Source organism: Pseudomonas benzopyrenica (assembly GCF_036884265.1).
In the GTDB taxonomy this organism is placed as follows: domain Bacteria; phylum Pseudomonadota; class Gammaproteobacteria; order Pseudomonadales; family Pseudomonadaceae; genus Chryseomonas; species Chryseomonas benzopyrenica.
The window spans coordinates 1,435,431-1,457,713 of sequence record NZ_CP145723.1 but is presented as its reverse complement, the minus strand read 5'-3'; the positions used below and the strand labels follow the sequence as shown (position 1 = coordinate 1,457,713).

Sequence of the window (22,283 nt, the reverse complement as noted above, 5' to 3'; positions counted from 1 at the left end):
CGGCAGGCGGCGCAGCTCAGCGCGCCGCCTTGCTTCCCGCCCGGGTCGCCAGCAGCACCCCGCCGATAGCGATGACCATGGCCACCCAGGCCAGCGGTGGCAAGGTTTCGCCCAGCAGCAGCCAGGCGCTTAGGGCGGCGCCCGGCGGCACGCAGAAGAACAGCGCACTGACCCGCGCCGCCTCGCCGGCGCGGATCATCCACACCAGCAGGCTGATGGCCAAGAGCGAGTTGGCCAGCACCAGATAGGCCAGGGCACCGATGAAGGCCGGCGCCCAGTGCACCGGGCTGTGCTCGAACAGCAGCGCCAGGGGCGCGCAACACACCAGGCCGACGCTGTACTGCACCAGGTTGTTGGTGACCGGATGCTGGGCCACGCCCAGGCGCTTTTCGTAAAGCACGGCACTGGTCATGCCCAGCAAGGCGCCTACCGCCAGGCAGATGCCGAACAGGGATTCCACGGCGACGCTGGCGCGCGCCACGATCACCCCGATGGCACCGAGCAGTCCCAAGGCCAGCCCCAGCCACTGCAGCGGCGCCACCCGCTCGCCCACCAGCAGGGGCGCGCCCAGAGCCACCAGGATGGGTTGCAACGAGGCGACCATGGCCACCACGTTGGCCGAGGCACCCATCACCAGGGCGCCATAGCTCATGCCGAAATAGACGCCCTGGATCAGAAAACCCACCACCGCCAGATTCGCCCACTCCCGCCGCGTACGCGGCAGTGGCGGGCGCAGGATGAGGAAGGCGACCAGTAGCACGCTGAAGGCCAGGGCATAGCGCATCGCCAGCAGGGTGAAGGGTGGTGCATAGGCCAGGCCCACCTTGGACACGGCGAATCCGGCGGACCACAGGGCCAGGAACACCAGGGGAATGAGGCGCAGCAACCAGGGATGCAGCGAGGTGGACGACATCGGATTCTCAAGGCCAGGCGAGTCAGCGGGACGCAGCTCGCGAGCGGGAAGGATAGCTGACGATCAGCAGACCGCTGAGTACCAGGGCGGCACCTGCAAGAAAACCAGGGCCTGGGGTCTCGTCCAGCAGCCAGACGCCCATCAGCACCCCGAACAGCGGCGTCAGCAGGGTCAGCACCCCCAGGGGCGCGGCGCGATAGCGACTGAGCAGCACGAACCACCCCAGCAGACTGATGCCGGCGACGATGAACACCTGGAACGCCAGACTCGACCAGGCCAGGGAGTCGAGTGCTGCCAGATCCAGGTGTTTGCCGAGCGGGAGGGCCAGCGCCAGGAGCACCACCCCAGTCACCCCGAGTTGATAGAACAGGGTGCGCAGCGGCGGCGCCTCGGCCAGGGCGCTGCGGCGGATCAGCACCGTGGTGGCGCCCCAGGCAGCGCCGCCGACCAGGCCGATCAGATCGCCCTGCCAGCTGGTGCCGCCGCTCGGCTTGCCAATCAGGAAGGCACAGACCACGCCACTGGCCGCCAGCACCATGCCCAGCCACTGACGCCCCGACAGCCGCTCGCCGGGCACCAGCCAGTGCAGGCCACAGGCGGCGAACAGCGGCGCCGTGTAGATGAACACCACCATGTGCGCGGCGCTGGTGTATTTCAGGCCCACCGCCATGCAGAGGAACTCCAGGGCGAACAGCGAACCGGAGAGCAGTCCGGGAATCAGCGTCTGGTCGCGCCCCAGGCAGCGGATGCCGCGCCAGCGTGCCAGACCGTAGAGCAACCCGGCTGCCAGCAGCGAACGCCAGCCGATCTGCAGCAGCGGGTCGACCTGTTCGGCGATGGCCTTGATCGCCGTCTGCTGCAGGCCCCAGACCAGGCAGAGCGCCAGCATGACCAGCACGGCCGTGGCATCCAGCTCCTTGCGCATGAGCGTCGCTCCACGAATAAGTGAGCCTGAATGGTGACGGTGGCTGAACAGGTCAGACAAACGATGTTTAATGGGTGTCAGGCTCAGGAAAACTAAGGCTCAGCGTGACCACTCCCCTTCCCCTCAACGCCCTGCGCGCCTTTGCCGCCGCCGCGCGGCACCAACAGTTCGCCAGGGCCGCGGACGAGCTGCACGTCACCGCCGGCGCCATCAGTCGGCAAATCCGCCTGCTCGAAGCCGAGCTGGGGCAACCGCTGTTCGAGCGTCTGCCCCAGGGGGTGCGGCTTACTGCCCAGGGTCGCGCCCTCGCGGCCGAGATCGCGCCGCACCTCGACGGCCTGGCCCGCGCTGTGGCCCGGGCACGGGTCAAGAGCAGTGTCCTGACCGTCAGCGCGCCGCCCACCTTCGGTCAGGAGTGGCTATTGCCGCGCTTGGAAGACTTCAGCGACAGCATCCGGACATCGAGGTATTTCTCGACGCCTCGTCCGCCATCGTGCCCCTGGGCACCGAGGGCGGTGCCCAGGCGGCGATCCGCTATGGCCGGGGCGATTGGCAGGACGGCGAGACCCGCCTGCTGCTGCGCGAATGGATCTTTCCGGTGTGCAGCCCGGCGCTGATCCCAGCGCCGCTGGCAGAACCCGCCGCCTTGCTGGACTATCCGCTGCTGCATGCCGAATGGCCCGGCGGCTGGCGCTCGGGGCGTCCCAGCAGCCGCTTCAACGCCTGGCAGGATTGGTTCGCCAGCCAGCAGGTGCCTTTGGGCGACAGCCTGCGCGGCCCACGCTATTCCCTGAGCGGCATGGCCCTGCAACAGGCGGCGGCCGGCAAGGGAGTGGCCCTCGGCGGCTGCGTGCTGGCCCAACGGATGCTCGCCAGTGGTGCCCTGGTGCGGCCCCTGCCGGATCGGTTCAACCAGCTCTCGACCCAGGCCTACTTCCTGGTGTTGCCCAAAGGTCCGGTGGACGCCCCGGTGCAGCGCTGGATCGACTGGCTGCTGGTGCAGATCCGCCACTTCCGCGACACCCAGGGCGAGACCCAGGAGACCGGCGGCGCTTGGTGAGCGCCCTCCACTTGCGGCAGTCTGAAGGGATTGCCGTCCAGATAGCTGCCTCCATGTCCGCCTTCCGCCTGTCCTCGCTGCTGCTCGTCCTGACCGTTCCGCCCCTGGCGCTCGCCGCCGAACAGCCGCCTGCCGACTGCGATCGCCAGGGCAGCGAGGCCCAGTTGGCGGCCTGCGCCGCCGGGGATCTGGCCGCGGCCGAAGCCCGTCTGGCGGACGTCTACAGCCGACGGCTGGCTGCCACCGCCCCCACGCAACGCCCCGCCTTCGAGCGGCTGCAACAGCTCTGGCAAGACGACCGGGCGCCCCGCTGCGCCACCGCCACCCGCGGTTTCCAGGGCGCCATGCAGCAGCTGCAGTACCTGAGCTGTCTGAAGTCGGTGACCCTGCTGCGCCTGGACGATCTGCAACGGCAACTACCACAGCGCGACTGACGCTTCGTCGCCCGCGCTGCTGTCCGGCGCCAGGACTCACTATCATGGCGCCCCGCTGTTGGAGTTCGCGATGTACGAGCGTTACCTGCCCCTGCTGGTCCTGGCCGGACTGCTGTTCCTGGGGGCACTGTGGTGGTGGCAGCGCCATCGCCAGGCCGCCTTTCCCTATCGCCAGGTCGAAGCCCTCTTCACCCCTGCCGAACAGGCCTTTCTCGCCGTGCTCGACGAGGCCGTGGGCGACGACTACCGGGTGTTCGGCAAGGTGCGCATCGCCGATGTGGTCCAGACTTTGCCGCTGCGCGATCGCCGCCGCTACCTGGTCGCGCAGAATCGCATCAACTGCAAGCACTTCGACTTCGCCATCTGCCGCCGCGACGACCTCGCCGTACACGCGGTGGTCGAACTCAACGACAGGTCGCACCTGCAGCGTCATCGGCAGCAACGCGACCGCTTCGTCCGCGCGGTGTGCGAGGCCGCCCAGTTGCGTCTGGTAGAGATCCCGGCAGCGGCGCGCTATTCCGCCAGTGCCATACACGACGCCGTGTTCGGCGGGCGCCGGCCGCGCAACCGTAAGGTAGCGCCCAACCAGGCGCTGGCGCCGGAGTGCCCCGAGTGCCAGGCGCCCATGGTCCGCCGCCGTGCGCGCAGCGGTCGCCACCAGGGGCGGGAATTCTGGGCCTGCTCGAACTACCCGGACTGCCGCGCCCTGCTCGACATCGAAGACTGACCAAGGGGCCCTGCCATGCGCTATCCCACCACTCCGGACGGTCGTTATTTCGTGGTCAGGGGCCGGCTCTGGCGCTGTACCGACCCCAGCCTGCCCGCCGACCGCCGCGACGCCCTGACCCATGAGCTGATGGACGCCCGCCGCCAGGTGGGTGTGGCCAAGCGCCAGGGTGATGACGCGGCCCTGCGCACCGCCCGCGCCGCGGTGGACGCCGCCAAGCATGCCCTGGGTGAACGCGGACCGGTCTGGTGGACCGATGGCGCACCCGATTACAACCGTCGGATAGTTAAGAACACGCCCTATGCCGACTGGTACCAGCAGCTGGCGGCGGAGGCTTCCTGACCTGCGCCGTGCGGCGTAAGGTGGAGGGTCGACTCCTCTTGCGAGCACCGCTCTTGCGTATCCGTCCCGCCTTCGTCACCGACCTCGCCGCCATCTGCCGCCTGGCCGAACAACTCGCCGAGCAGCATCACCGACAGGCCCCGGCGACCTTTGCCGCGCCCTCCGGCGGCTGGCGCGACCAGGACTACTGGGCCGCCCAGCTGGAGCCGGACGATGGGGTGATGTTCGTCGGCGAGGCCAGGGGCGAACTGGTGGGCTTCGTCACCGCACGACTGTCTGATACCCGCTCGATTTCCTTTCTGCAGCCCTTGGTCCTCTGCCGGATCGGCACCCTGGTGGTGGCCGCTAACCACCGACGGCTGGGCGTGGGCGCACGGTTGCTGGAAGCCGTGGAAGCCTGGGCCCGGGACAACGACGTCGACGAATTGCGCCTGGAGGTCATGGAATTCAACGAAGATGCCCAGGCGTTCTATGCACGCCAGGATTTCCACGGCCAGTCACGGATCCTGGCCAAGGCCTTGCGGTAGATTGGCGCTAGCGAATCGCGGCCATGGGCCGCTCCTACGGTCAGCACGAAGCGGTAGGAGCGTGAGTGGCTCGGTCCCGTAGGTTGGCGCTGAGCCCAGCGAAGCCCAACATGGCCAGATCGAGACTCTGCCGTTGGGCTTCGACGATGGAGCCATCTCAACCCAACCTACGCGGGCACCGTAGGTTGGCGCTGAGCGTAGCGAAGCCCAACGTTGCCGGATCGAAGCCCCGCTAGTAGCCTTCGACGCTGACCCTACACACTCTCCCGGCTCACCAACTCGAACCCCAGGTCCACGCAGGTCGGTTGGCTGCGACCGTCGAGCAGGCCCAGCAGGAGGGTCGCCGCCTGGCGCCCCACCGCGGCGCGCGGGGTCTGGATGGAGGTCAGCCGGGGCACCGTGTGCGCCGAGCCGGGCAGGTCGTTGAAGCCCAGCACCGAGACCCGCTCCGGGATGGCGATTCCCAGCCGCTGGGCCTCGAACAGCGCGCCCTGGGCCAGGTCGTCGTTGCAGAAGAACAGGCCGTCGACATCCGGCCGGCGGGCCAGCAGCTCGCGAAACTGCTGGGCGCCCAGGCCCACGGACGACGGCTGCGAATCCAGCACATCCAGACTCGGATCGTAGCAACCCGCCTCGCGCAGCACCTGGCGAAACCCTTCGCCCCGGGCCAGCGCCCGCGGGTCGAGCTGGGCGGCGACATAACCCAGCCGCTTGCGCCCCGCCGCCAGCAGATGCCGCGCCGCGGCAGCGCCGGCGGCATGCTGGGAAAAGCCCACGCTGGGCACCCCGCCAGCCGGATCCAGCTCCATCATGTGCACCCGCGGTACCCCACTGGCCGCCAAAAGCTGACGGGCGGCGTCGGTACGGTCGAAGCCGGTCAGCAGCAGGCCCCGGGGCTGATAGGCCAGGTAGTTGCGGATCAGCTTCTCCTCTTCCAGGGGATCGTAGTGGTAGTTGCCGATCAGCACTTCCAGGCCACGGGGGCGCAGGACCTCGTGGATGGCCTCCAACGGCTCGATGAACAGATGGTTGGACAGCGAGGGGACCAGCACCACCACCGAGTGCCCCTGAGCCGAGGCCAGGGCGCGGGCGGCCGGATTGGTGACATAGCCGAGACGCGCGGCGGCTTCCTGCACGCGGGTGACCAGCTCGGGCGCCACGCTGGCGACACCACGCAAGGCCCGCGAGGCCGTGATGGGCGAAACACCGGCCTGCAGCGCCACCTCGGTGAGGGTGGGCCGACCGGAACTACGAGAACCCGTTCGATTCATTGTTATGGTTTCAGGCTTGTCAAGGACGGAGAACGCGCCTAAGGTAGCGCTGTCTCACCAGACACTACAAGCCTGGCGTGTCCTCCAGGAACACGTCGGCATTCGGCCTAACAAGATCGACAAGAACTGGAAGCCGCTCCCTTTTTAATTTTCCGGGTAGCGCTGTCTCCAGACCGGAGGTGACGATGAACACTCCCATTCCCGCGCTCGTGGTCATGGGCGTCGCAGGCTGCGGCAAGAGCAGCGTCGGCGCGGCCATTGCCGAGCAGGACGGTGGCCGCCTGATCGAAGGCGACGCCTTCCACCCCGCCGCCAACATCACCAAGATGAGCGCCGGCATTCCCCTCAACGATGAAGATCGCGCCGGCTGGCTGACTCGCCTGGGTGAGGAACTGGCCGCTGCCGTGGCCGCGGGCGAACGTCCCGTACTCACCTGTTCCGCGCTCAAGCGCCGCTATCGCGACCAGCTGCGCCAGGCCGTGCCCGGTCTCGGTTTCGTCTTTCTCGAACTGACCCGCGAGACCGCGGCCCAGCGCGTCGCCAATCGTCCAGGGCACTTCATGCCCGCCAGCCTGATCGACAGCCAGTTCGCCGCCCTGGAAGCACCCCACGGTGAACCGGCTACGCTGGTAGTGGACGCCCGCGATCCGCTGGCCGCCATCGGCACCCAGGTGTCGGCCTGGTGGACCACCTCGGCGCGCCTGGCCCAACCGGCCTGACGAGACAGCGCTATCCATTCCAACCCTTAGGGTCTGTTCAAAGTCTCGCGAGCTAGAGACAAACAAGACGAAAAGGGCTGAGGAAGCGGAGTTTACGAATGGTAAATGAGCATTCCGAAGCCCTTTTCAACGCAGTTTCGCCGACGCGCAGCAGACTTTGAATAGGCTCTTACAACGCCCACAACAACAATAGGAGAGGCACCATGTTCGGCATGGACCACAACAGCTTCCTTCTGCTCGACGCCCTGGTCACCATCATCGGCCTGGTGCTGCTGATCACCAAGTTCAAGGTCCATCCCTTCATCGCCTTGACCATCGCCTCGGGCTTTCTCGGCCTGACCTCCGGCATGCCGGTGGAAAAGGTCATGAAATCCTTCCAGGACGGCTTCGGTGGCGTGCTCGGCTTCGTCGGCATCCTGCTCGGCCTGGGTACCATGCTCGGCAAGCTGATGGCCGATTCCGGCGGCGCCGACCAGATCGCCCAGACGCTGATCCGCGCCTTCGGCATCAAGCGCGTGCACTGGGCGATGATGTTCGCCGCCTTCCTGGTGGGCATTCCGCTGTTCTTCGAGATCGGCTTCGTGCTGCTGGCGCCCCTGGTGTTCATCGTCGCCCGCCGCACCGGCCTGTCGCTGGTCAAACTGGGTATCCCGCTGCTGGCCGGCCTATCCGCCGTGCACGGCCTGGTGCCGCCGCACCCGGGTCCGCTGCTGGCGGTCGGGGTGTTCGGTGCCGACATCGGCAAGACCATCTTCTATGGCCTGCTGGTCGGCCTGCCCACCGCCATGATCGCCGGTCCCATCTTCGGTGCCTGGATCTCCAAGCGCATCCCCGGTTCGGCCAACGCCGAGCTGGTCGCCCAGATCGCCCAGGAGACCGACAACCGCAATCTGCCAGGCTTCGGCATCACCGTGTTCACCGTGTTGCTGCCGGTGATCCTGATGCTGCTCAAGGCCTTCGCCGACATCTTCTTCGCCGCCGACAACCACTTCCGCATCTGGATGGACTTCATCGGCCACCCCATCACCGCCCTGCTCGCCGCGCTGCTGCTGAGCTTCTACAGCTTCGGCACCGCCTGCGGCTTCTCCCGCGAGAAGATCGTCAAGCTGCTCGACCAGAGTCTGGCCCCGGTGGCGGCCATCGTGCTGATCGTCGGCGCCGGCGGTGGCTTCAAGCAGATGCTGGTGGCCAGCGGCGTCGGTGAGGTGATCGGCAACCTGGCGGTGCAGACGCAGATCTCGCCGATCCTGCTGACCTGGCTGGTGGCAGCGGTGATCCGCGTGGCCACCGGTTCCGCCACTGTGGCGACCATCACCGGCGCCGGCATCGTCGCCCCCGTGGTGGCGCTGGTGCCCGGCGTGAACAAGGAACTGCTGGTGCTGGCCGCCGGCGCCGGTTCGGTGATCCTCTCCCACGTCAACGACGCCGGCTTCTGGCTGGTGAAGCAGTACTTCAACATGACCGTGGCCGAGACCTTCAAGACCTGGTCGATGATGGAGACCATCCTCTCGGTGGTGGCCCTGGCCTTCATCATGCTGCTGTCGCTGTTCGTCTGAGCCGTTAGATAGGGACGGCCCCTGGCCGTCCCTCCTCCACCACGAAACTCGCCCGGTTGCTGCGCTCGGCATCCGGACGGGTTCGGTCACTGATGGTGCGCAGGTCCACCTGCAGCCGTTCCCGCGTCAGTTCCAGGGCCAGATAGCCGCGCTGCCGACTGTCGAAGAAGCGCACCTGGGGATTCTCCGGCAACAACGCCTGGAAACGTTGGTAGTCCGGTCCGTCCGAGGTGATGGAGGTGCCGACGAATTCGCTCGCCACTACAGGACTCCGCTCGTCTTCCGGCTCGCGGTGCAGGTCCGTCACCCAGAAGGAATGGATGTCCCCGCCCAGGGTCACCGGATTGGCCAGGCGGCTGTCGGCCATGGCCGCGAGCAGCCGCTCGCGAGTCGCCGGATAGCCGTCCCAGCCATCGGTCCAGCGCGCCGGATCGCCATCCGGCAGGCGCTGCCGCAGGGGTGCCAGCAGGAGATCCTGGGCGATCAGATTCCAGCGGGTGGCATTGTGGCGAAAGCCATCCAGCAGCCAGCGCTCCTGCGCCTGCCCGAGCATGCTGCGCGCGGCGTCGCGCAGACCCGGGCAATCCGGGGCGACCAGCTGGCCACCGCGGGTCCTGGCCGTGGCGCAGGCCGGCTCGCTGCGGTACTGGCGACCATCGAGCAGATGGATCTCGGCCAGGTCGCCAAAGCGCCACCGGTCATAGAGGCGCAGCGCTGTGCCCTGGGTGCGCCAGCTGCGCAGGGGTACGTGCTCGCGAAAGGCCTGGTAGGCCGCCTGCAGTCGCGCGGCGAAGGCGGCCAGGCTGACCTGAGGATCCGCCGACCAGGGACCGGAATAGTCGTTCTGCACCTCATGATCGTCCCAAGTGATGACACTGGTGACCTTGGCGTGCAGGTACTGCAGATCGGGATCGGTGCGGTACAGGGCGTGGCGCCGCCGGTAGCTGGCGAGGTCCCGGGCCTCCGGCAGGCCGTGTCGGCGTACCGTCGGCAGGTGCAGGGGTACGTTGCCCTCATAGAGGTAGTCGCCCAGGAAGAGCGCCAGATCCGGCTGCTCGTCGGCCATATGCCGGTAGGCACTGAAGAAGCCTTTCTCATAGTGGGAACAGGAGGCTGCCACCAGCTTGAGACGCTGTGGCGCACTGGCCGAAGGCGGCAAGGTAGTGGCCTGGCCGATCCGACTCCGATGTCCCAGGGCGGTGAAGCGATACCAGTAGGGGCGCCCCGGGAGCAGATCGACCAGGGTGATCGCCAGGCTGAAAGCCGCCTGAGGCCGCGCCTGGGCCATGCCGCGCTGCACCACCTGGCGCAGCCCCGGATCCAAGGCGACCTCCCACTCCACCTCGACCGGGCTGCGCAGACCGCCCAGGCCATCTGCGGCCAAGGGATCAGGTGCCAGCCGTGTCCAGATGACGAAGCCATCAACGGCAGGATCGCCACTGGCAACGCCCAGGGTGAAAGGATCGGCTTGCGGTTCGCGAGCGCTGCAACCGGCGAACCAGGGCGCGCTCAGACTCAGGCCGAGCAGGCCCAGCGCTTGACGTCTCGAGGTGCTCATCCAGGCCTCCGCGAAAAGAGGCCAGGGTGGCTCAAGCAGGTGACAACAGGATGTCGCCGACCTCAGGCCAGCGGCAATTCTTCCAGGATCATGATCTGCGGCGCCTCGCTGAGCAGGCCCTCGAGATCGCTCAGCAGTTGTTTGAAGTGCGCGGTTTCTTCGTGCTCGGCGAGGGCTTCGCGACTGGCCCAACGCTCGATGAAGACATAGCGCCCCTCATGGCTCGGATCGCGATGCGGGGTATAGAAGTGGCAGGCGGGTTCGGCGCGGGAAGGCGCGACGATGGCGCGCATCGCGTTTTCGACGGCTGCAGCCTGGCCAGGCTTGGCCTGCAGAATGGCGACGATGCGGATTTCACTGGTCATGCGGGAGACTCCGAAAAGGGTGTTTCAGCATGCCGCCTGGACACCCCAAACACTACGGGGCCGATCACCCGGCCCCGGCCACGATGGCTTACTGCTTGGCTTTGACGATCTTGTCGATCACCGCGTTGCTGCGCTTGATCAGCACGTAGTCGGAACCGATCTTCACCCATTGGCTGTCTTCGCCCGGCTGTTCCAGTCCGTGCTTCTTCCAGTCCTTGATCACGTACTCATCGCGGATGTACTTGCGTGGCGCCCGGCCACCCTCTTCGAGTTCAAAGGTAGGATGATCAGGGTCGTGGGTAACAGCCTCGTCGCTCTGATTGGCATCCTTCTTGTTGACCTTGTTCTGGTACTGCGCGTTGGTGGGCTCCGAAGCCGCCTTGTCGGCGGCCGGCTTGGTCGGCGTCATGGACTCGGGCGCGGCCTGGACCTGCAGGGCACCTGCCAGGACGACGGTACCCAGAGCCAGGGAGAGCAGCGATTGCTTGATCATGGGGGTGTTTCTCCTCTGCGTTCGAGGTTTTGACCCCGCGCTCAGCAGAAAAGCTCCACGACTACCTGCGGACGCACCGTTGGCCTTACCAGCGTTCGTCCCGATCGGTCCTGCAGGATCAGCCCTCACCCTTGGCTATCGTTTACATCCTTCATGCAACGAATCCCTGGTGGCGACGACAGCTGGCGAAACCGTCTCATCTCGACGCTGGCAGTCTGGCTGGCAGGTGCCGGCGATTCCTCGACCTTTATCGGTAAGCCAGGGCTGGCGAGCCTTGCAGCACCTCAGGCAGAGTAGCCCACCTCTTTTCCGGACGCGCGCACTCATGGAACGCTGGAAGATTCTCGCCGGCCTGGTGAGCTTCACCTTCTTCATGGAAAACCTGGACGCCACCGTGATCGCCACGGCCCTGCCGCAGATGGCCCTGTCCTTCGGCCGTGATCCGGTGGACCTCAACCTGGGCATCAGCGCCTATCTGCTGGCCATCGCCGTGGGTATCCCGGTGAGCGGCTGGATCGCCGAGCGCTTCGGTCCGCGACCGGTCTTTACCCTGGCCATCGGCGTCTTCACCCTGGCCTCGCTGCTGTGCGGGATAGCCCAGTCCCTGGAACACTTCATCGCCGCGCGCATCCTTCAGGGGCTCGGCGGCGCCCTCATGGTCCCCGTGGGCCGCCTGGTGGTGCTGCAGGTGACGGAGAAGCACGAACTGGTGCGGGCCATCGCCCTCATTACCTGGCCCGGCCTGGTGGCGCCCGTGCTCGGTCCGCCCCTGGGTGGCCTGATCACTACCTATGCCGACTGGCGCTGGATCTTCTACCTCAACCTGCCATTGGGCTTGATCGCCCTGGTGCTAGCCTGGCGCCTGGTGCCGGCCGACATCCCCACCCAGCGGCATCCGCTGGACTGGCGCGGTTTCCTGCTGCTGGGCGGGGCCTGTGTGGCCTTCATGTGGGGCGTGGAGCGCCTCGGCCAGAATCAGGGCAGCCTGGGTAGCAACCTGGCCTGGATGGGCATAGGGCTGATCCTCGGCACCAAGGCGGTGCGTCACATGGCCCGTATCGAACGACCGCTGATCGATTTTGGCACACTGCGCATCCCCACCTACCGCGCGGCCATCCTCGGCGGCGGGCTGTTCCGCATCACCATCGCCACCGCGCCCTTCCTGCTGCCGCTGATGTTCCAGCTGGCCTTCGGCCTGGACGCCTTCCAGGCCGGCCTGCTCCTGTTGGCCCTATTCGCCGGCAATCTCGCGGCCAAGCCCTTTACCACCGCCACCATGCGCCGCTTCGGTCTGCGCACCATCCTGATCGTCAATGGCCTGCTCAGCGCTCTCAGCCTGCTGGCCTGCGGCCTGCTCACCCCCGGCTGGCCGCTACCGCTGATCTTGCTCTTGCTGTTCTGCAGCGGGGTGTTCCGCTCACTGCAATTCACCGCCAGCAATGCCCTGGCCTTCGCCGACATCCCCAAGGACCGCCTGGGGCATGCCTCCACCCTCTTCAGCACCAATTTCCAGCTGGCCATGGGCCTGGGCGTGGCCATCGCCGCCCTGTTGCTACGCGCCTCGATGGAGTGGCACGGCCATTTCGACCCGCAATTGGCAGACTTTCGGCTAGCCTTTTGCATCGTGGCCGTGCTCGGCATCCTGAGCACCCTGGATGCCTTCCGCCTGGCCCGCAATGCCGGCGATTCGGTCAGCGGCCATACCTCTGGAAGTTGACCAACCGGACAGTGCTCGACGCGATGCCGATTGGGGGTAGGTCCTAGCGTCTTACCCGTGTTTACCGACCTGTTATGATGCGCGCCTTTTTCCGATCAGACCGGCGCGCACGAGGCATCCCATGCTGGAAAGACTCTTCCAACTCAAGGCCCACAACACCTCTGTCCGCACCGAACTGCTGGCTGGGGTCACCACCTTTCTGGCCATGGCCTACATCCTGTTCGTCAACCCGAGCATCCTCGGCGCCACCGGCATGGACAAGGGCGCGATCTTCGTCGCCACCTGCCTGGCCGCCGCCATCGGCTCGGCACTCATGGGACTCATCGCCAACTACCCCATCGCCCTCGCCCCGGGCATGGGCCTCAACGCCTTCTTCACCTACACCGTGGTCCTGCATCTGGGCCATACCTGGCAGGTGGCGCTGGGCGCGGTGTTCCTCTCGGCGCTGATGTTCTTCCTGCTGTCGATCTTCCGCATCCGCGAATGGATCATCAACAGCATCCCGCTCCCGCTGCGCTCGGGCATCGCCGCCGGCATCGGCCTGTTCCTGGCGCTGATCGCCCTGCAGACCGCCGGCATCGTGGTGGGTAATCCGGCGACCCTGGTGGGCCTGGGCGACCTGTCCAAACCCGGTCCGCTGCTGGCCATCCTCGGCTTCTTCCTGATCGTCGCGCTCGAAGCGCGCAAGGTCACCGGCGCGGTGCTGATCGGCATCCTGGTGGTCACCGTGATCGCCATCGCCCTGGGCGTCAGTGCCTTCGGCGGTCTGGTGTCTATGCCGCCGTCGCTGGCACCGACCTTCCTCCAGCTGGACATCCGGGGCGCCCTGGACGTCGGCCTGATCAGCGTCATCTTCGCCTTCCTGTTCGTCGACCTGTTCGACAACTCCGGCACCCTGATCGGCGTCGCCAAGCGCGCCGGCCTGATGGGCAAGGATGGCCACCTGCCGAAGATGGGCCGCGCCCTGATCGCCGACAGCTCCGCCGCCATGTTCGGCTCGCTGCTGGGCACCTCCACCACCACCAGCTACATCGAATCCGCCGCGGGGGTTTCCGCGGGTGGTCGTACCGGCCTCACCGCCGTGGTGGTCGCGGTGCTGTTCCTGCTGGCGCTGTTCTTCGCCCCCCTGGCCGGCAGCGTGCCGGCCTTCGCCACCGCCCCGGCGCTGTTCTTCATCGCCGTGCTGATGACCTCGGGGCTGGCCGAGATCGAGTGGGACGACCTGACCACCGCCGCCCCGGTGCTGGTCACCGCCCTGGCCATGCCGCTGACCTATTCCATCGCCAACGGCATCGCCTTCGGCTTCATCGCCTGGACCGTCATCAAGCTGCTGTCCGGCCGCACCCGCGAGCTGAATTCGGCACTGATCGTGCTGTCGATCCTGTTCGTCATCAAGCTGGGCTGGTTCAACGCCTGACCCCTCTCCTCGGGGCTCCGGCCCCGAGGTCTCCCCGCCTCACCCTGCCCCGGATCTACCATGTCCCAACCTTCCTTCGCTCCCGCCGACTACCAGGCTCAACTCGACGCCAAGGCCAACCGCCTGCGCGAACTGCTGGCGCCCTTCCAGGCTCCCGAGCCGGAGGTCTTCGCCTCGCCGCTGCAGCACTACCGGCTGCGCGCCGAATTCCGCCTGTGGCGGGAGAACGAGGAACGCCACTACGCCATGTTCGCCCCGGGCGACAAGCACACGCCGATCCTCATCGAAGACTTCCCCATCGCCAGCCAGCGCATCAATGACCTGATGCCGCGCCTCAAGGCCGGCTGGCAGGCGGACGTAGCGCTGTCGTTCAAGCTGTTCCAGGTGGAATTCCTCACCACCCTGAGCGGCGATGCGCTGATCACCCTGGCTTACCACCGGCCATTGGACGCCGCCTGGCAAGCCGCCGCCGAGCGCCTGGCCGCCAACCTCGGCATCAGCCTGATCGGTCGTTCCCGCGGCCAGCGCCTGGTGATCGGTCGCGACCATGTGCTCGAAGAACTGGAGGTGGCCGGGAAAACCTACCGCTATCTGCAACCCGAGGGCGGCTTCACCCAGCCCAATGGCACGGTCAACGGCAAGATGCTCGCCTGGGCCCATACCGCCCTGGGCGCGCGTGACGACGATCTGCTGGAGCTCTATTGCGGCAACGGCAATTTCACCCTGCCGCTGGCCAGTCGGGTGCGTAAGGTGCTGGCCACCGAGGTGAGCAAGACCTCGGTCAACGCCGCCCTGCACAACCTGGCCAACAATGGCGTGGACAACGTCACCCTGGTGCGCCTCTCCGCCGAGGAACTGACCCAGGCGCTCAACGAGGTCCGGCCCTTCCGCCGCCTGGCCGGCGTGGAGCTCAAGAGCTACGACTTCGGCACCGTCTTCGTCGACCCGCCCCGCGCCGGCATGGACCCGGACACCTGCGAACTGACCCGCCGCTTCGAACGCATCCTCTATATCTCCTGTAACCCGGAGACCCTGGCCGAGAACATCGCCCAGCTGCAGGACACCCATCGCATCACCCGCTGCGCCCTGTTCGACCAGTTCCCCTGGACGCACCACATGGAGAGTGGGGTGTTGCTGGAGCGGCGGTGAGGGCTTTGAGCGTCGAGGTAATCCGCGTGGAAAAGGTTGCGCCGTTTTCCACCCTACGCCGGGGCTGAGCGCCCCTCTCCCTTGGGAAGAGGGCTGGGGTGAGGGAGGCTACTGAGCCGTAGGTTGGGCTGAGACGGCTCCACCGTCGAAGCCCAACAGCCAGGCACCCTTGTTGGGCTTCGCTGCGCTCAACCCAACCTACAAAAGCCCACCATGACGCCCCCTCTCCCCGCGGGAGAGGGCTGGGGTGAGGGAGACCGAGCCGTAGGTTGGGCTGAGACAGCTCCACTGTCGAAGCCCAACAGCCAAGCCCCCCTGTTGGGCTTCGCTTTGCTCAGCCCAACCTACAAGAGCCCACCATGACGCCCCTTCTCCCTTGGGATAGGAGACCGAGCCGTAGGTTGGGCTGAGACGGCTCCATCGTCGAAGCCCAACAGCCAAGCCACCTGTTGGGCTTCGCTTTGCTCAGCCCAACCTACCAGGGCCCACCATGCCACCCCTCTCCACCGGGGAGAAGGCCGGGGCGAGGGAGGCCCTACTCGTGAAACTCCGCCACCGTCTCGCGCCGGCCATAGAGAAAGGCGTCGGCCACGTGGCGCAGCGGGGCCACGTCCACGTCGGAGCGGTTCTGGGCGACCAGCTCGGCGAAGCGGGCATAGAGGCCGGCGTACTCCCGGTCGGGGCCCTGGTGGGTCAGCTGGCCGTCCAGGTACAGCTCGCTGCCGCCCTTGCTCAGGGTCAGGCGACCGGCATCGGTGTCGACGTGGATGTCCCAGGTCTGGGGTCCGGTCTGCAAGAAGTCGAAGTCGGCGGCGATGGGCACGCCGGCGCTGTCGACGAAGGCCAGTTGCGCGGCCACCGGGGTCTGGCAGTTGCCGGGGACCTGCAGCGTCGCCTCCTTGAGAAAGAACGGCCGCGGCAGGATGGCGGTGACGATGGACAGGGCATTGATGCCCGGATCGAAGACACCCATGCCGCCCGGTTCCCAGATCCAGGCCTGACCGGGATGCCAGACGCGCACGTCTTCCTTCCACTCGATCCGCACCGCCTGGATGCGCTTGGCTTCCAGCCATTCGCGGGCCGGCTGCACGCCCTGGGCATAGCGCGAATGCCAGGTGGCGAACAGCGACAGCCCCGCCGCCTCGGCCTGGCGGGCCAGGGCGTCCACTTCGCTCAGGGTCGCGCCCGGCGGCTTCTCCAACATCACGTGCTTGCCGGCGGCCAGGGCCTCGCGCGCCTGTTCGTAACGCACCGCCGCTGGCGCGCAGAGCGACACGGCGTCGATCGCCGAGCCGTCTTCGAGCAGGGCGCTCAGGCTGGGATAGTGGGCGACGTCGTCGAGCTGGGCGTTGCGGCTGGCCACGGCGACCAGCTCGTAGTCGGGATTGGCGGCGAGCGCCGGCAGATGCTGGTCACGGGCGATCTTGCCCAAACCGACGATGGCTATTCTTATCATGATCGTCCTCGGTAGACGGTAGGAGTCCGCCGCCTAGGATCAGGCAATCATCACACCAAAGCAACAGCTTCGCGGTCGGTCTGCAGGCTCTCGCGCAACTCCAGCCAGCTGCGCAGATTGGCCCCCTCACGGCCCTTGCGCCACATCAGCCAGGTGGTGGCCTGGGCGAAACGCGCCTGGATCGGGTGACGCTGCACCCGCTCGCGGCCGGGCAGGCTGTCGAGCATGGATTCCGGCATCAGCGCCACCCCACCGGTGATCACGCAGGCCAGCATGCTGTGGTAGGACTCGATCTCCATCACCGGTCCACTGGGCACCCCCGCCGCAGCGTACCAGGTGTCCAGGTAGCGTCTATAGGAGCAACCGGCGCGAAAGCCGAACACCGGACGCCCGGCCACGTCGGCCGGTGAGCGCACCGGGCCGAGTTCCAGCCCGGTGATCAGTACCAGGCGTTCCTCGAACCAGGGCTGGCCCTCCAGCGCCACATCGGGCGCCGGGCCGTCCACCAGGGCGGCGTCCAGGCGACCGGCCAGCAGGCCTTCCACCAGTTCGCCGCTGGGGCCGCTGTGCACCTGCAGATTCACCTTGGGATAGCGCTGGTGGTAGCGCGCCAGCAGCCCCGGCAGATGGATGGCTGCGGTGCTGAACATGGAACCCAGGACGAAGGTGCCGGCCGGCTCCCCGCCCTGCACCGCGCTGCGTGCCTCGTCGGCCAGGGCGAACAGGCGATGGGCGTAGTCCAGCAGCCGGTGGCCGGCGGCGGTCAGGTGCAGCCGCTGGCGTTCGCGTAGGAACAGCTCCACCCCCAGCTTGTCTTCCAGCTGGCGCAGGCGCGTGGAGAGATTGGAGGGCACCCGGTTGAGCCGCTCGGCGGCCCGTACCAGCGAGCCCTCCTCAGCCACCGCCTGGAAGATGCGTAATTCGGCGAATTCCATACCTTTCTCTTTAGCTGAACATCTATTTCTCTATTATTCGTTTTTATTGATTAACTTCAAGGCCTAGGCTGTCAGCATCCATCTGTTACCGGAGCCTTTTCGATGACCGCCACTACCCGCCTGCTGGCCTGCCTGCTGGCCCTGGCCACCGCCATGGGCATCGGCCGCTTCGCCCTGACCCCCGCCCTGCCCCACCTGATCGCCGAGGGTCAGATCGACCTCACCGGCGCCAGTCTGCTGGCCGCGGCCAACTACCTGGGCTATCTGCTCGGGGCCCTGGACGCCCTCTTCGCCCGTCGCACCCATGCGCGCCTAGTCGGAGGCCTCTGGCTCTGCGCCGGCCTGACCCTGGCCTCCCTGCTGGCCGATGGCCTGGCCGCCCAGGCGCTGCTGCGCTTCGGCACCGGCCTGGCCAGTGCCTGGGTGCTGGTGATGGTGACCGGTCTGAGCCAGCCCCTGGCCGCCGAGGCCGGACGGCCACGCCTGGGCGCTCTGGTCTTTACCGGTCCCGGGGTCGGCATCCTCATCAGCGGCCTGATGGCCCTGGTCAGCAATCGCCTGGGTGGCGATTCCAACCAGCTGTGGCTGAGCTACGGCCTGCTCGCCAGCGTGGCCACCCTGGCACTGCTGCCGCTGCTGCCACGGCGCAGTCCCGCCACCCCGCTGCCTACCACCGCCGCGGCGCCGACCAAGCGCTCGCCCGCCTTCAACCGCCTGATCCTGGCCTATGGCCTGGTGGGCGTCGGCTACATCCTGCCGGCGACCTTCCTCTCGCAGATGGCCGCCAGCCGCTTCCACGGCCAGTGGCAGGCCGACCTCTTCTGGCCCGGCTATGGCCTGGCGGCAGCCCTGGGCGTGGTGCTGGTGAGCCTGCGTCGCCCGGGCACCGATACCCGCCGCTGGCTGATCGCCACCCTCTGGCTGCAGGCCGCAGGTGTGCTGCTCTGCCTCCTGCCGGGCAGCCTGGCGCTGTTCCTCGGGGTGCTGCTCTGTGGCGGCCCCTTCCTCGCCTGCATGCAGCTGGTGATGCAGTACGGCCGCGAGCTGGCACCGGCCACGCCGCAACGCAACGCCGGGGTACTGACCGCCAGCTTCGCCAGCGGCCAGTTGCTCGGTCCCTTGCTCGGCGCGGTGAGCAGTCACTTTGCCGGCGACCTGCAACCGGCCTTGGTGATCGCCGCTCTGGGCCTGCTGTTCGCCGGGCTGCACCTGCGCCGCGCCAAGGCGTCGCTACAACGCTGCCTCGCCTGAATCGTTTCCGCTGCGGCCATTCGTCACAGAAGTAAAACTGGGTGGTTCCTTGTTTTGAAATGTTTCGCCGTTCCTGAGTACAGTGACCGCCGCGCCTCATAGAGGAGGCGCTTCAGGCGCTCGCCATCCACCCTACAAGGAATACAACACTCATGATGAAGGCCTCCGATCTGGTCGTTCGCTGCTTGGAAAACGAGGGTGTGGAATACATCTTCGGCATTCCCGGCGAAGAGAACCTGGACCTGCTGGAATCCCTGCGTCGCTCCTCGCAGATCAAGCTGATCCTGACTCGCCACGAGCAGTCCGCCGGCTTCATGGCCGCCACCTACGGCCGCTTCACCGGCAAGACCGGTGTCTGCCTCTCCACCCTCGGTCCAGGCGCCACCAACCTGGTCACCGCCGGCGCCTATGCCTACCTGGGCGGCATGCCGATGCTGATGCTGACCGGCCAGAAGCCGATCAAGAAATCCAAGCAGGGTCGTTTCCAGATTCTCGACGTGTGCCGCATGATGGCGCCGCTCACCAAGTACACCCACCAGTTCGCCTCCGCCGACAACATCCCGTCGCGCATCCGCGAGGCCTTCCGCCTCGCCGAGGAAGAAAAGCCCGGCTCCGTGCACCTGGAATTGCCGGAAGACATCGCCGACGAGCACACCGAGAGCCTGCCGGTACCGCCGAGCCTGAGCCGCCGTCCGGTCGCCGAGGCCAAGGCCATCGCCGCCGCCGTCTCCAAACTGGAAAACGCCCGCAGCCCGGTGCTGGTATTGGGCGCCGGCGCCAACCGCAAGATGACCGCGCGGGTGCTGCGTCAGCTGATCGAGAAGACCGGCATCCCCTTCGTCACCACCCAGCTGGGCAAGGGCGTGGTCGACGAGCGCCATCCGCGCTTCCTGGGCAACGCCGCCCTCTCCGCCGGTGACTTCGTGCACCGCGCCCTGGAGTCCGCCGACCTCATCGTCAACATCGGCCACGATGTGATCGAGAAGCCGCCGTTCTTCATGACCCGCGGCGGCACCGAGGTCATCCACATCAACTTCCGCTCCGCCGAAGTCGATCCGGTGTACTTCCCCCAGGTCGAGGTGGTCGGCGACATCGCCAACGCCATCTGGGAGATCAAGGAGCGCATCGAGGTCCAGCCCACCTGGGACTTCGACCGCCTGCTGACCATCCGCGAAGCCAACGAGGCCCACGTCGCCGAAGGCGCCACCGATGACCGCTTCCCGGTCTACCCCCAGCGCCTGGTGGCCGATCTGCGCAACGTGCTGCCGTCCGACGGCATCGTCGCCCTGGACAACGGTATCTACAAGATCTGGTTCGCCCGCAACTACAAGGCCTACATGCCCAACACGGTGCTGCTGGACAACGCCCTGGCCACCATGGGCGCCGGCCTGCCGTCGGCCATGGCCGCGCGCCTGGTCCATCCCAACACCCCCATCGTGGCGGTGTGCGGCGACGGCGGCTTCATGATGAACAGCCAGGAGCTGGAAACCGCGGTGCGCCTGAAGATGAACCTGGTGGTCATCATCCTGCGCGACGACGGCTACGGCATGATCCGCTGGAAGCAGGCGCAGATGGGCTTCGAGGACTTCGGCCTGGACTACGGCAACCCGGACTTCGTCCGCTACGCCGAAAGCTACGGCGCTCAGGGCCATCGCGTGGAAAGCGCGGCGGCCTTCGCCCCGCTGGTGCAGCACTGCCTGGACACCCCCGGCGTCCACGTCATCGACTGCCCGGTGGACTACTCCGAGAACGACCGCATCCTGCACCAGGACATCAAGGAGCGCAGCGCGGCGGTCTGATCGAGTAGGTCAGTCAGGTAAGGGAACGCCCCGGCCATGAGGTCGGGGCGTTTTTGCTTGGGCCCACGACGGCGTCCCGAACGCCTCGCCGCGCCAGCCCACCCAGGTCGTCGCCATGGGCAAGCGTCTTGGAATTGCCATGAAGGGAGGCGTCTTATCAGGCTTTCAGCACGCCTTACCTGTGAAAAAGGACGACTTTTCCTTGTATTTAGTCAAACTATTCAGCAAGTTTTATCAATAAAATCAAAAAGATACGATGTGAGATCTCAACCAGAACAGGCCGCATATCCCGGTAATTGTGCAGCCTATCGCTTGGCTTTAAACCTTCCAGCAATCGCGCCTCTATTAAGGAGACCTTAAGCACCGTCGTGGCTGTACCCCCTCATCCGCTGCTTTCCTCGGCGCGAGACCGCAATCGTCTGATTGCCCGTCCGCGCCTGCAGGCGGCAGGGCGAGGTCAGGTCTTGCCCAAGGCGCCTAGGGGAATACCCGTGGTTACTCGCACAAGATGCCAAGCGCCCTTCGCGCCCACCGGCCCTGCCGGTAGCTGACGAAACAGAGGCTGCCGTAACCCTCAAGAAGACGCTGGCCCCGTGGCCGGCGTCATCCAGAGCTCCGCTATCCAGGTAGTCCAAATGCAGCAAAATAGCTGGAATGTATTAAGCAATCTCACCGTCAGGGCCAAGCTGGCCCTCGGCTTCGCTCTGCTCATCGGCATGATCCTGCTGGTGGCCTACACCGGCTGGTCGGCCACCGATACCTTGCGCGATCGCAGCGAACGCATGAACGACATCGCCGGTTACAGCACCGTGGCCCGTGACATGCGCATCGAGCGACTGGTGTACTTCACCAAGGCCGATGATGCCCAGGCGGCCAAGTGGCTCGCCGCCCTGGAAAAGACCGAAGCCCAGTTGCACGGCATCGCTCCGCATTTCAAATCTCCGATTAATCAGACCCTGCTCGACGAGGCGGACAACACCCTCAAGCGTTATCGCGACTTCTACGATCAGACGATCGCCGCCACCCGCGAGCGGGAAGCCATCCGCAAGGTCGCCAGCGCCGCGGCCGAGGCCGCCAACACCCATCTGCTCACCCTGGCTGAAGCGGCGAACGGCGAGACCGGTCGCCCCGCCGATCGCCAGCAGCTGGCGGCGCTCTTCATTGGCGTGCAGCGGATGCGAGTGGATTTCCGTGGCTATGCCACTGCACCCGGCAAGGACAGCGAACAGAAAGCACGCGACTCCGTCAACGCCGCGCTCTCCCAGGCCAAGGCGCTCGGCGCCACGGCTCTGCCGGCCGAGACCGTGCAGAAGTTGCTCGGTGAAATCTCCGGCTACGGGCAGCGCCTCGAACAACTGGTGGCGGCGCAGGCGCAGGTGGACCAGGCTCAGGGCGGCATCACCACCACCATCACCACCCTGCTCTCCATCGCCGACAAGCTCACCGCCATCCAGCAGGAATTCCGCGCGGCCGACGTGGCCAATGCCCGCCAGTTGCTGTTGATCTGGCTGGCAATCGCGATCGCCCTGGGCCTGGCCTGTGCCTGGCTGATCACCCGTTCCATCGTCAAACCCTTGCAGGACACCGTGGCGCTGGCCGAAATGGTCGCCAGCGGCGACTTCACCCATCAGCAGCAGGTCACCCGCAAGGATGAACTGGGCGCCCTGCA

The 22,283-nt window shown here is 66.7% G+C and carries 20 protein-coding genes and 2 pseudogenes; 14 read left to right on the top strand and 8 right to left on the bottom strand.

Features of this window, described 5'->3' with window-relative positions:
* Positions 1–16 precede the first annotated feature (16 nt).
* Both V6W80_RS06685 and V6W80_RS06680 read right to left on the bottom strand, forming a co-directional pair.
* Positions 17–913, bottom strand: a complete 897-nt coding sequence (locus V6W80_RS06685) for a DMT family transporter (protein WP_338546296.1) — start codon at positions 911–913, stop codon at positions 17–19.
* A gap of 22 nt (positions 914–935) precedes the next feature.
* Entirely contained in the window at positions 936–1,838 is a 903-nt protein-coding gene (locus tag V6W80_RS06680) for a DMT family transporter (RefSeq protein ID WP_338546295.1), read from the bottom strand.
* Positions 1,839–1,912: 74 nt separating this feature from the next.
* On the opposite strand from V6W80_RS06680, the pseudogene V6W80_RS06675 reads away from it, so the two are divergent.
* From V6W80_RS06675 to V6W80_RS06650, 6 genes and pseudogenes are all read left to right on the top strand, one after another.
* A pseudogene (locus V6W80_RS06675) lies at positions 1,913–2,080 on the top strand (LysR family transcriptional regulator); the annotation flags it as partial.
* Between the two features lie 173 nt (positions 2,081–2,253).
* Positions 2,254–2,898: a LysR substrate-binding domain-containing protein gene (locus tag V6W80_RS06670; protein WP_338546294.1), complete on the top strand. Its 645-nt coding sequence runs from the start codon at positions 2,254–2,256 to the stop codon at positions 2,896–2,898.
* 53 nt (positions 2,899–2,951) lie between these two features.
* Positions 2,952–3,332 carry a lysozyme inhibitor LprI family protein gene (locus V6W80_RS06665; RefSeq protein WP_017638962.1) on the top strand — a complete coding sequence of 127 codons (381 nt, stop codon included), beginning with the start codon at positions 2,952–2,954 and terminating at the stop codon, positions 3,330–3,332.
* Between the two features lie 70 nt (positions 3,333–3,402).
* A complete protein-coding gene (locus V6W80_RS06660; RefSeq protein WP_017638963.1) occupies positions 3,403–4,059 on the top strand; it encodes a DUF2726 domain-containing protein in 657 nt (218 codons plus the stop codon).
* Positions 4,060–4,074: 15 nt separating this feature from the next.
* The gene (locus V6W80_RS06655) at positions 4,075–4,401 is read left to right on the top strand and encodes a hypothetical protein (RefSeq protein ID WP_338546293.1); all 327 of its coding nucleotides are present in this window, start codon (positions 4,075–4,077) and stop codon (positions 4,399–4,401) included.
* Between the two features lie 53 nt (positions 4,402–4,454).
* Entirely contained in the window at positions 4,455–4,928 is a 474-nt protein-coding gene (locus V6W80_RS06650; RefSeq protein ID WP_160922813.1) for a GNAT family N-acetyltransferase, read from the top strand.
* Positions 4,929–5,182: 254 nt separating this feature from the next.
* Here the strand turns inward: V6W80_RS06650 and V6W80_RS06645 are convergent, their stop codons facing one another.
* Positions 5,183–6,199, bottom strand: a complete 1,017-nt coding sequence (locus V6W80_RS06645) for a LacI family DNA-binding transcriptional regulator (protein ID WP_064306698.1) — start codon at positions 6,197–6,199, stop codon at positions 5,183–5,185.
* A 185-nt stretch (positions 6,200–6,384) separates the two neighbouring features.
* Here V6W80_RS06645 and V6W80_RS06640 point away from each other — a divergent pair, with 185 nt between their 5' ends.
* Together V6W80_RS06640 and V6W80_RS06635 are read left to right on the top strand one after the other, a co-directional pair.
* A complete protein-coding gene (locus tag V6W80_RS06640) occupies positions 6,385–6,918 on the top strand; it encodes a gluconokinase (protein ID WP_064306699.1) in 534 nt (177 codons plus the stop codon).
* Between the two features lie 203 nt (positions 6,919–7,121).
* Positions 7,122–8,474 (top strand): GntP family permease, encoded by a 1,353-nt coding sequence (locus tag V6W80_RS06635; protein ID WP_017638968.1) that lies wholly within the window; start codon positions 7,122–7,124, stop codon positions 8,472–8,474.
* A gap of 4 nt (positions 8,475–8,478) precedes the next feature.
* On the opposite strand, the gene V6W80_RS06630 is transcribed toward V6W80_RS06635, so the two are convergent.
* The 3 genes from V6W80_RS06630 to V6W80_RS06620 all read right to left on the bottom strand — a co-directional run bounded on the left by V6W80_RS06630 (position 8,479) and on the right by V6W80_RS06620 (position 10,890).
* Entirely contained in the window at positions 8,479–10,032 is a 1,554-nt protein-coding gene (locus V6W80_RS06630) for an alkaline phosphatase D family protein (RefSeq protein WP_338546291.1), read from the bottom strand.
* Positions 10,033–10,094: 62 nt separating this feature from the next.
* The gene (locus tag V6W80_RS06625) at positions 10,095–10,397 is read right to left on the bottom strand and encodes a putative quinol monooxygenase (protein ID WP_017638970.1); all 303 of its coding nucleotides are present in this window, start codon (positions 10,395–10,397) and stop codon (positions 10,095–10,097) included.
* Between the two features lie 88 nt (positions 10,398–10,485).
* Positions 10,486–10,890: an RcnB family protein gene (locus V6W80_RS06620; RefSeq protein WP_017638971.1), complete on the bottom strand. Its 405-nt coding sequence runs from the start codon at positions 10,888–10,890 to the stop codon at positions 10,486–10,488.
* 325 nt (positions 10,891–11,215) lie between these two features.
* On the opposite strand from V6W80_RS06620, the gene V6W80_RS06615 reads away from it, so the two are divergent.
* From V6W80_RS06615 to trmA, 3 genes are all read left to right on the top strand, one after another.
* Positions 11,216–12,607, top strand: a complete 1,392-nt coding sequence (locus tag V6W80_RS06615) for an MFS transporter (RefSeq protein WP_064306702.1) — start codon at positions 11,216–11,218, stop codon at positions 12,605–12,607.
* Between the two features lie 121 nt (positions 12,608–12,728).
* Positions 12,729–14,024: an NCS2 family permease gene (locus tag V6W80_RS06610; RefSeq protein ID WP_064306703.1), complete on the top strand. Its 1,296-nt coding sequence runs from the start codon at positions 12,729–12,731 to the stop codon at positions 14,022–14,024.
* Between the two features lie 60 nt (positions 14,025–14,084).
* Positions 14,085–15,173 carry a tRNA (uridine(54)-C5)-methyltransferase TrmA gene (gene trmA / locus V6W80_RS06605; protein WP_338546289.1) on the top strand — a complete coding sequence of 363 codons (1,089 nt, stop codon included), beginning with the start codon at positions 14,085–14,087 and terminating at the stop codon, positions 15,171–15,173.
* Positions 15,174–15,708: 535 nt separating this feature from the next.
* Here the strand turns inward: trmA and V6W80_RS06600 are convergent.
* Both V6W80_RS06600 and ptrR read right to left on the bottom strand, forming a co-directional pair.
* Positions 15,709–16,629, bottom strand: coding sequence for a Gfo/Idh/MocA family protein (locus V6W80_RS06600; protein WP_338546288.1), 921 nt, complete (start codon positions 16,627–16,629; stop codon positions 15,709–15,711).
* A gap of 50 nt (positions 16,630–16,679) precedes the next feature.
* Positions 16,680–17,564, bottom strand: coding sequence for a putrescine utilization regulator PtrR (gene ptrR, locus V6W80_RS06595; RefSeq protein ID WP_064306708.1), 885 nt, complete (start codon positions 17,562–17,564; stop codon positions 16,680–16,682).
* A gap of 102 nt (positions 17,565–17,666) precedes the next feature.
* Here ptrR and V6W80_RS06590 point away from each other — a divergent pair, with 102 nt between their 5' ends.
* The 3 genes and pseudogenes from V6W80_RS06590 to V6W80_RS23995 form a co-directional block, all read left to right on the top strand.
* Positions 17,667–18,815 (top strand): YbfB/YjiJ family MFS transporter, encoded by a 1,149-nt coding sequence (locus tag V6W80_RS06590; RefSeq protein ID WP_338546286.1) that lies wholly within the window; start codon positions 17,667–17,669, stop codon positions 18,813–18,815.
* Between the two features lie 152 nt (positions 18,816–18,967).
* A complete protein-coding gene (locus V6W80_RS06585) occupies positions 18,968–20,614 on the top strand; it encodes an acetolactate synthase large subunit (protein ID WP_017638980.1) in 1,647 nt (548 codons plus the stop codon).
* A 635-nt stretch (positions 20,615–21,249) separates the two neighbouring features.
* A pseudogene (locus V6W80_RS23995) lies at positions 21,250–22,257 on the top strand (methyl-accepting chemotaxis protein); the annotation flags it as partial.
* Positions 22,258–22,283: the final 26 nt, after the last annotated feature.

Excerpts from the sequence above, each read along its gene's own strand:
- V6W80_RS06685 (WP_338546296.1), bottom strand. The coding sequence starts at position 913 with ATGTCGTCCACCTCGCTGCATCCCTGGTTGCTGCGCCTCATTCCCCTG.
- V6W80_RS06680 (WP_338546295.1), bottom strand. The coding sequence starts at position 1,838 with ATGCGCAAGGAGCTGGATGCCACGGCCGTGCTGGTCATGCTGGCGCTC.
- V6W80_RS06665 (WP_017638962.1), top strand. The coding sequence starts at position 2,952 with ATGTCCGCCTTCCGCCTGTCCTCGCTGCTGCTCGTCCTGACCGTTCCG.
- V6W80_RS06660 (WP_017638963.1), top strand. The coding sequence starts at position 3,403 with ATGTACGAGCGTTACCTGCCCCTGCTGGTCCTGGCCGGACTGCTGTTC.
- V6W80_RS06655 (WP_338546293.1), top strand. The coding sequence starts at position 4,075 with ATGCGCTATCCCACCACTCCGGACGGTCGTTATTTCGTGGTCAGGGGC.
- V6W80_RS06645 (WP_064306698.1), bottom strand. The coding sequence starts at position 6,199 with ATGAATCGAACGGGTTCTCGTAGTTCCGGTCGGCCCACCCTCACCGAG.
- V6W80_RS06640 (WP_064306699.1), top strand. The coding sequence starts at position 6,385 with ATGAACACTCCCATTCCCGCGCTCGTGGTCATGGGCGTCGCAGGCTGC.
- V6W80_RS06635 (WP_017638968.1), top strand. The coding sequence starts at position 7,122 with ATGTTCGGCATGGACCACAACAGCTTCCTTCTGCTCGACGCCCTGGTC.
- V6W80_RS06630 (WP_338546291.1), bottom strand. The coding sequence starts at position 10,032 with ATGAGCACCTCGAGACGTCAAGCGCTGGGCCTGCTCGGCCTGAGTCTG.
- V6W80_RS06625 (WP_017638970.1), bottom strand. The coding sequence starts at position 10,397 with ATGACCAGTGAAATCCGCATCGTCGCCATTCTGCAGGCCAAGCCTGGC.
- V6W80_RS06620 (WP_017638971.1), bottom strand. The coding sequence starts at position 10,890 with ATGATCAAGCAATCGCTGCTCTCCCTGGCTCTGGGTACCGTCGTCCTG.
- V6W80_RS06615 (WP_064306702.1), top strand. The coding sequence starts at position 11,216 with ATGGAACGCTGGAAGATTCTCGCCGGCCTGGTGAGCTTCACCTTCTTC.
- V6W80_RS06610 (WP_064306703.1), top strand. The coding sequence starts at position 12,729 with ATGCTGGAAAGACTCTTCCAACTCAAGGCCCACAACACCTCTGTCCGC.
- trmA (WP_338546289.1), top strand. The coding sequence starts at position 14,085 with ATGTCCCAACCTTCCTTCGCTCCCGCCGACTACCAGGCTCAACTCGAC.
- V6W80_RS06600 (WP_338546288.1), bottom strand. The coding sequence starts at position 16,629 with ATGATAAGAATAGCCATCGTCGGTTTGGGCAAGATCGCCCGTGACCAG.
- ptrR (WP_064306708.1), bottom strand. The coding sequence starts at position 17,564 with ATGGAATTCGCCGAATTACGCATCTTCCAGGCGGTGGCTGAGGAGGGC.
- V6W80_RS06590 (WP_338546286.1), top strand. The coding sequence starts at position 17,667 with ATGACCGCCACTACCCGCCTGCTGGCCTGCCTGCTGGCCCTGGCCACC.
- V6W80_RS06585 (WP_017638980.1), top strand. The coding sequence starts at position 18,968 with ATGATGAAGGCCTCCGATCTGGTCGTTCGCTGCTTGGAAAACGAGGGT.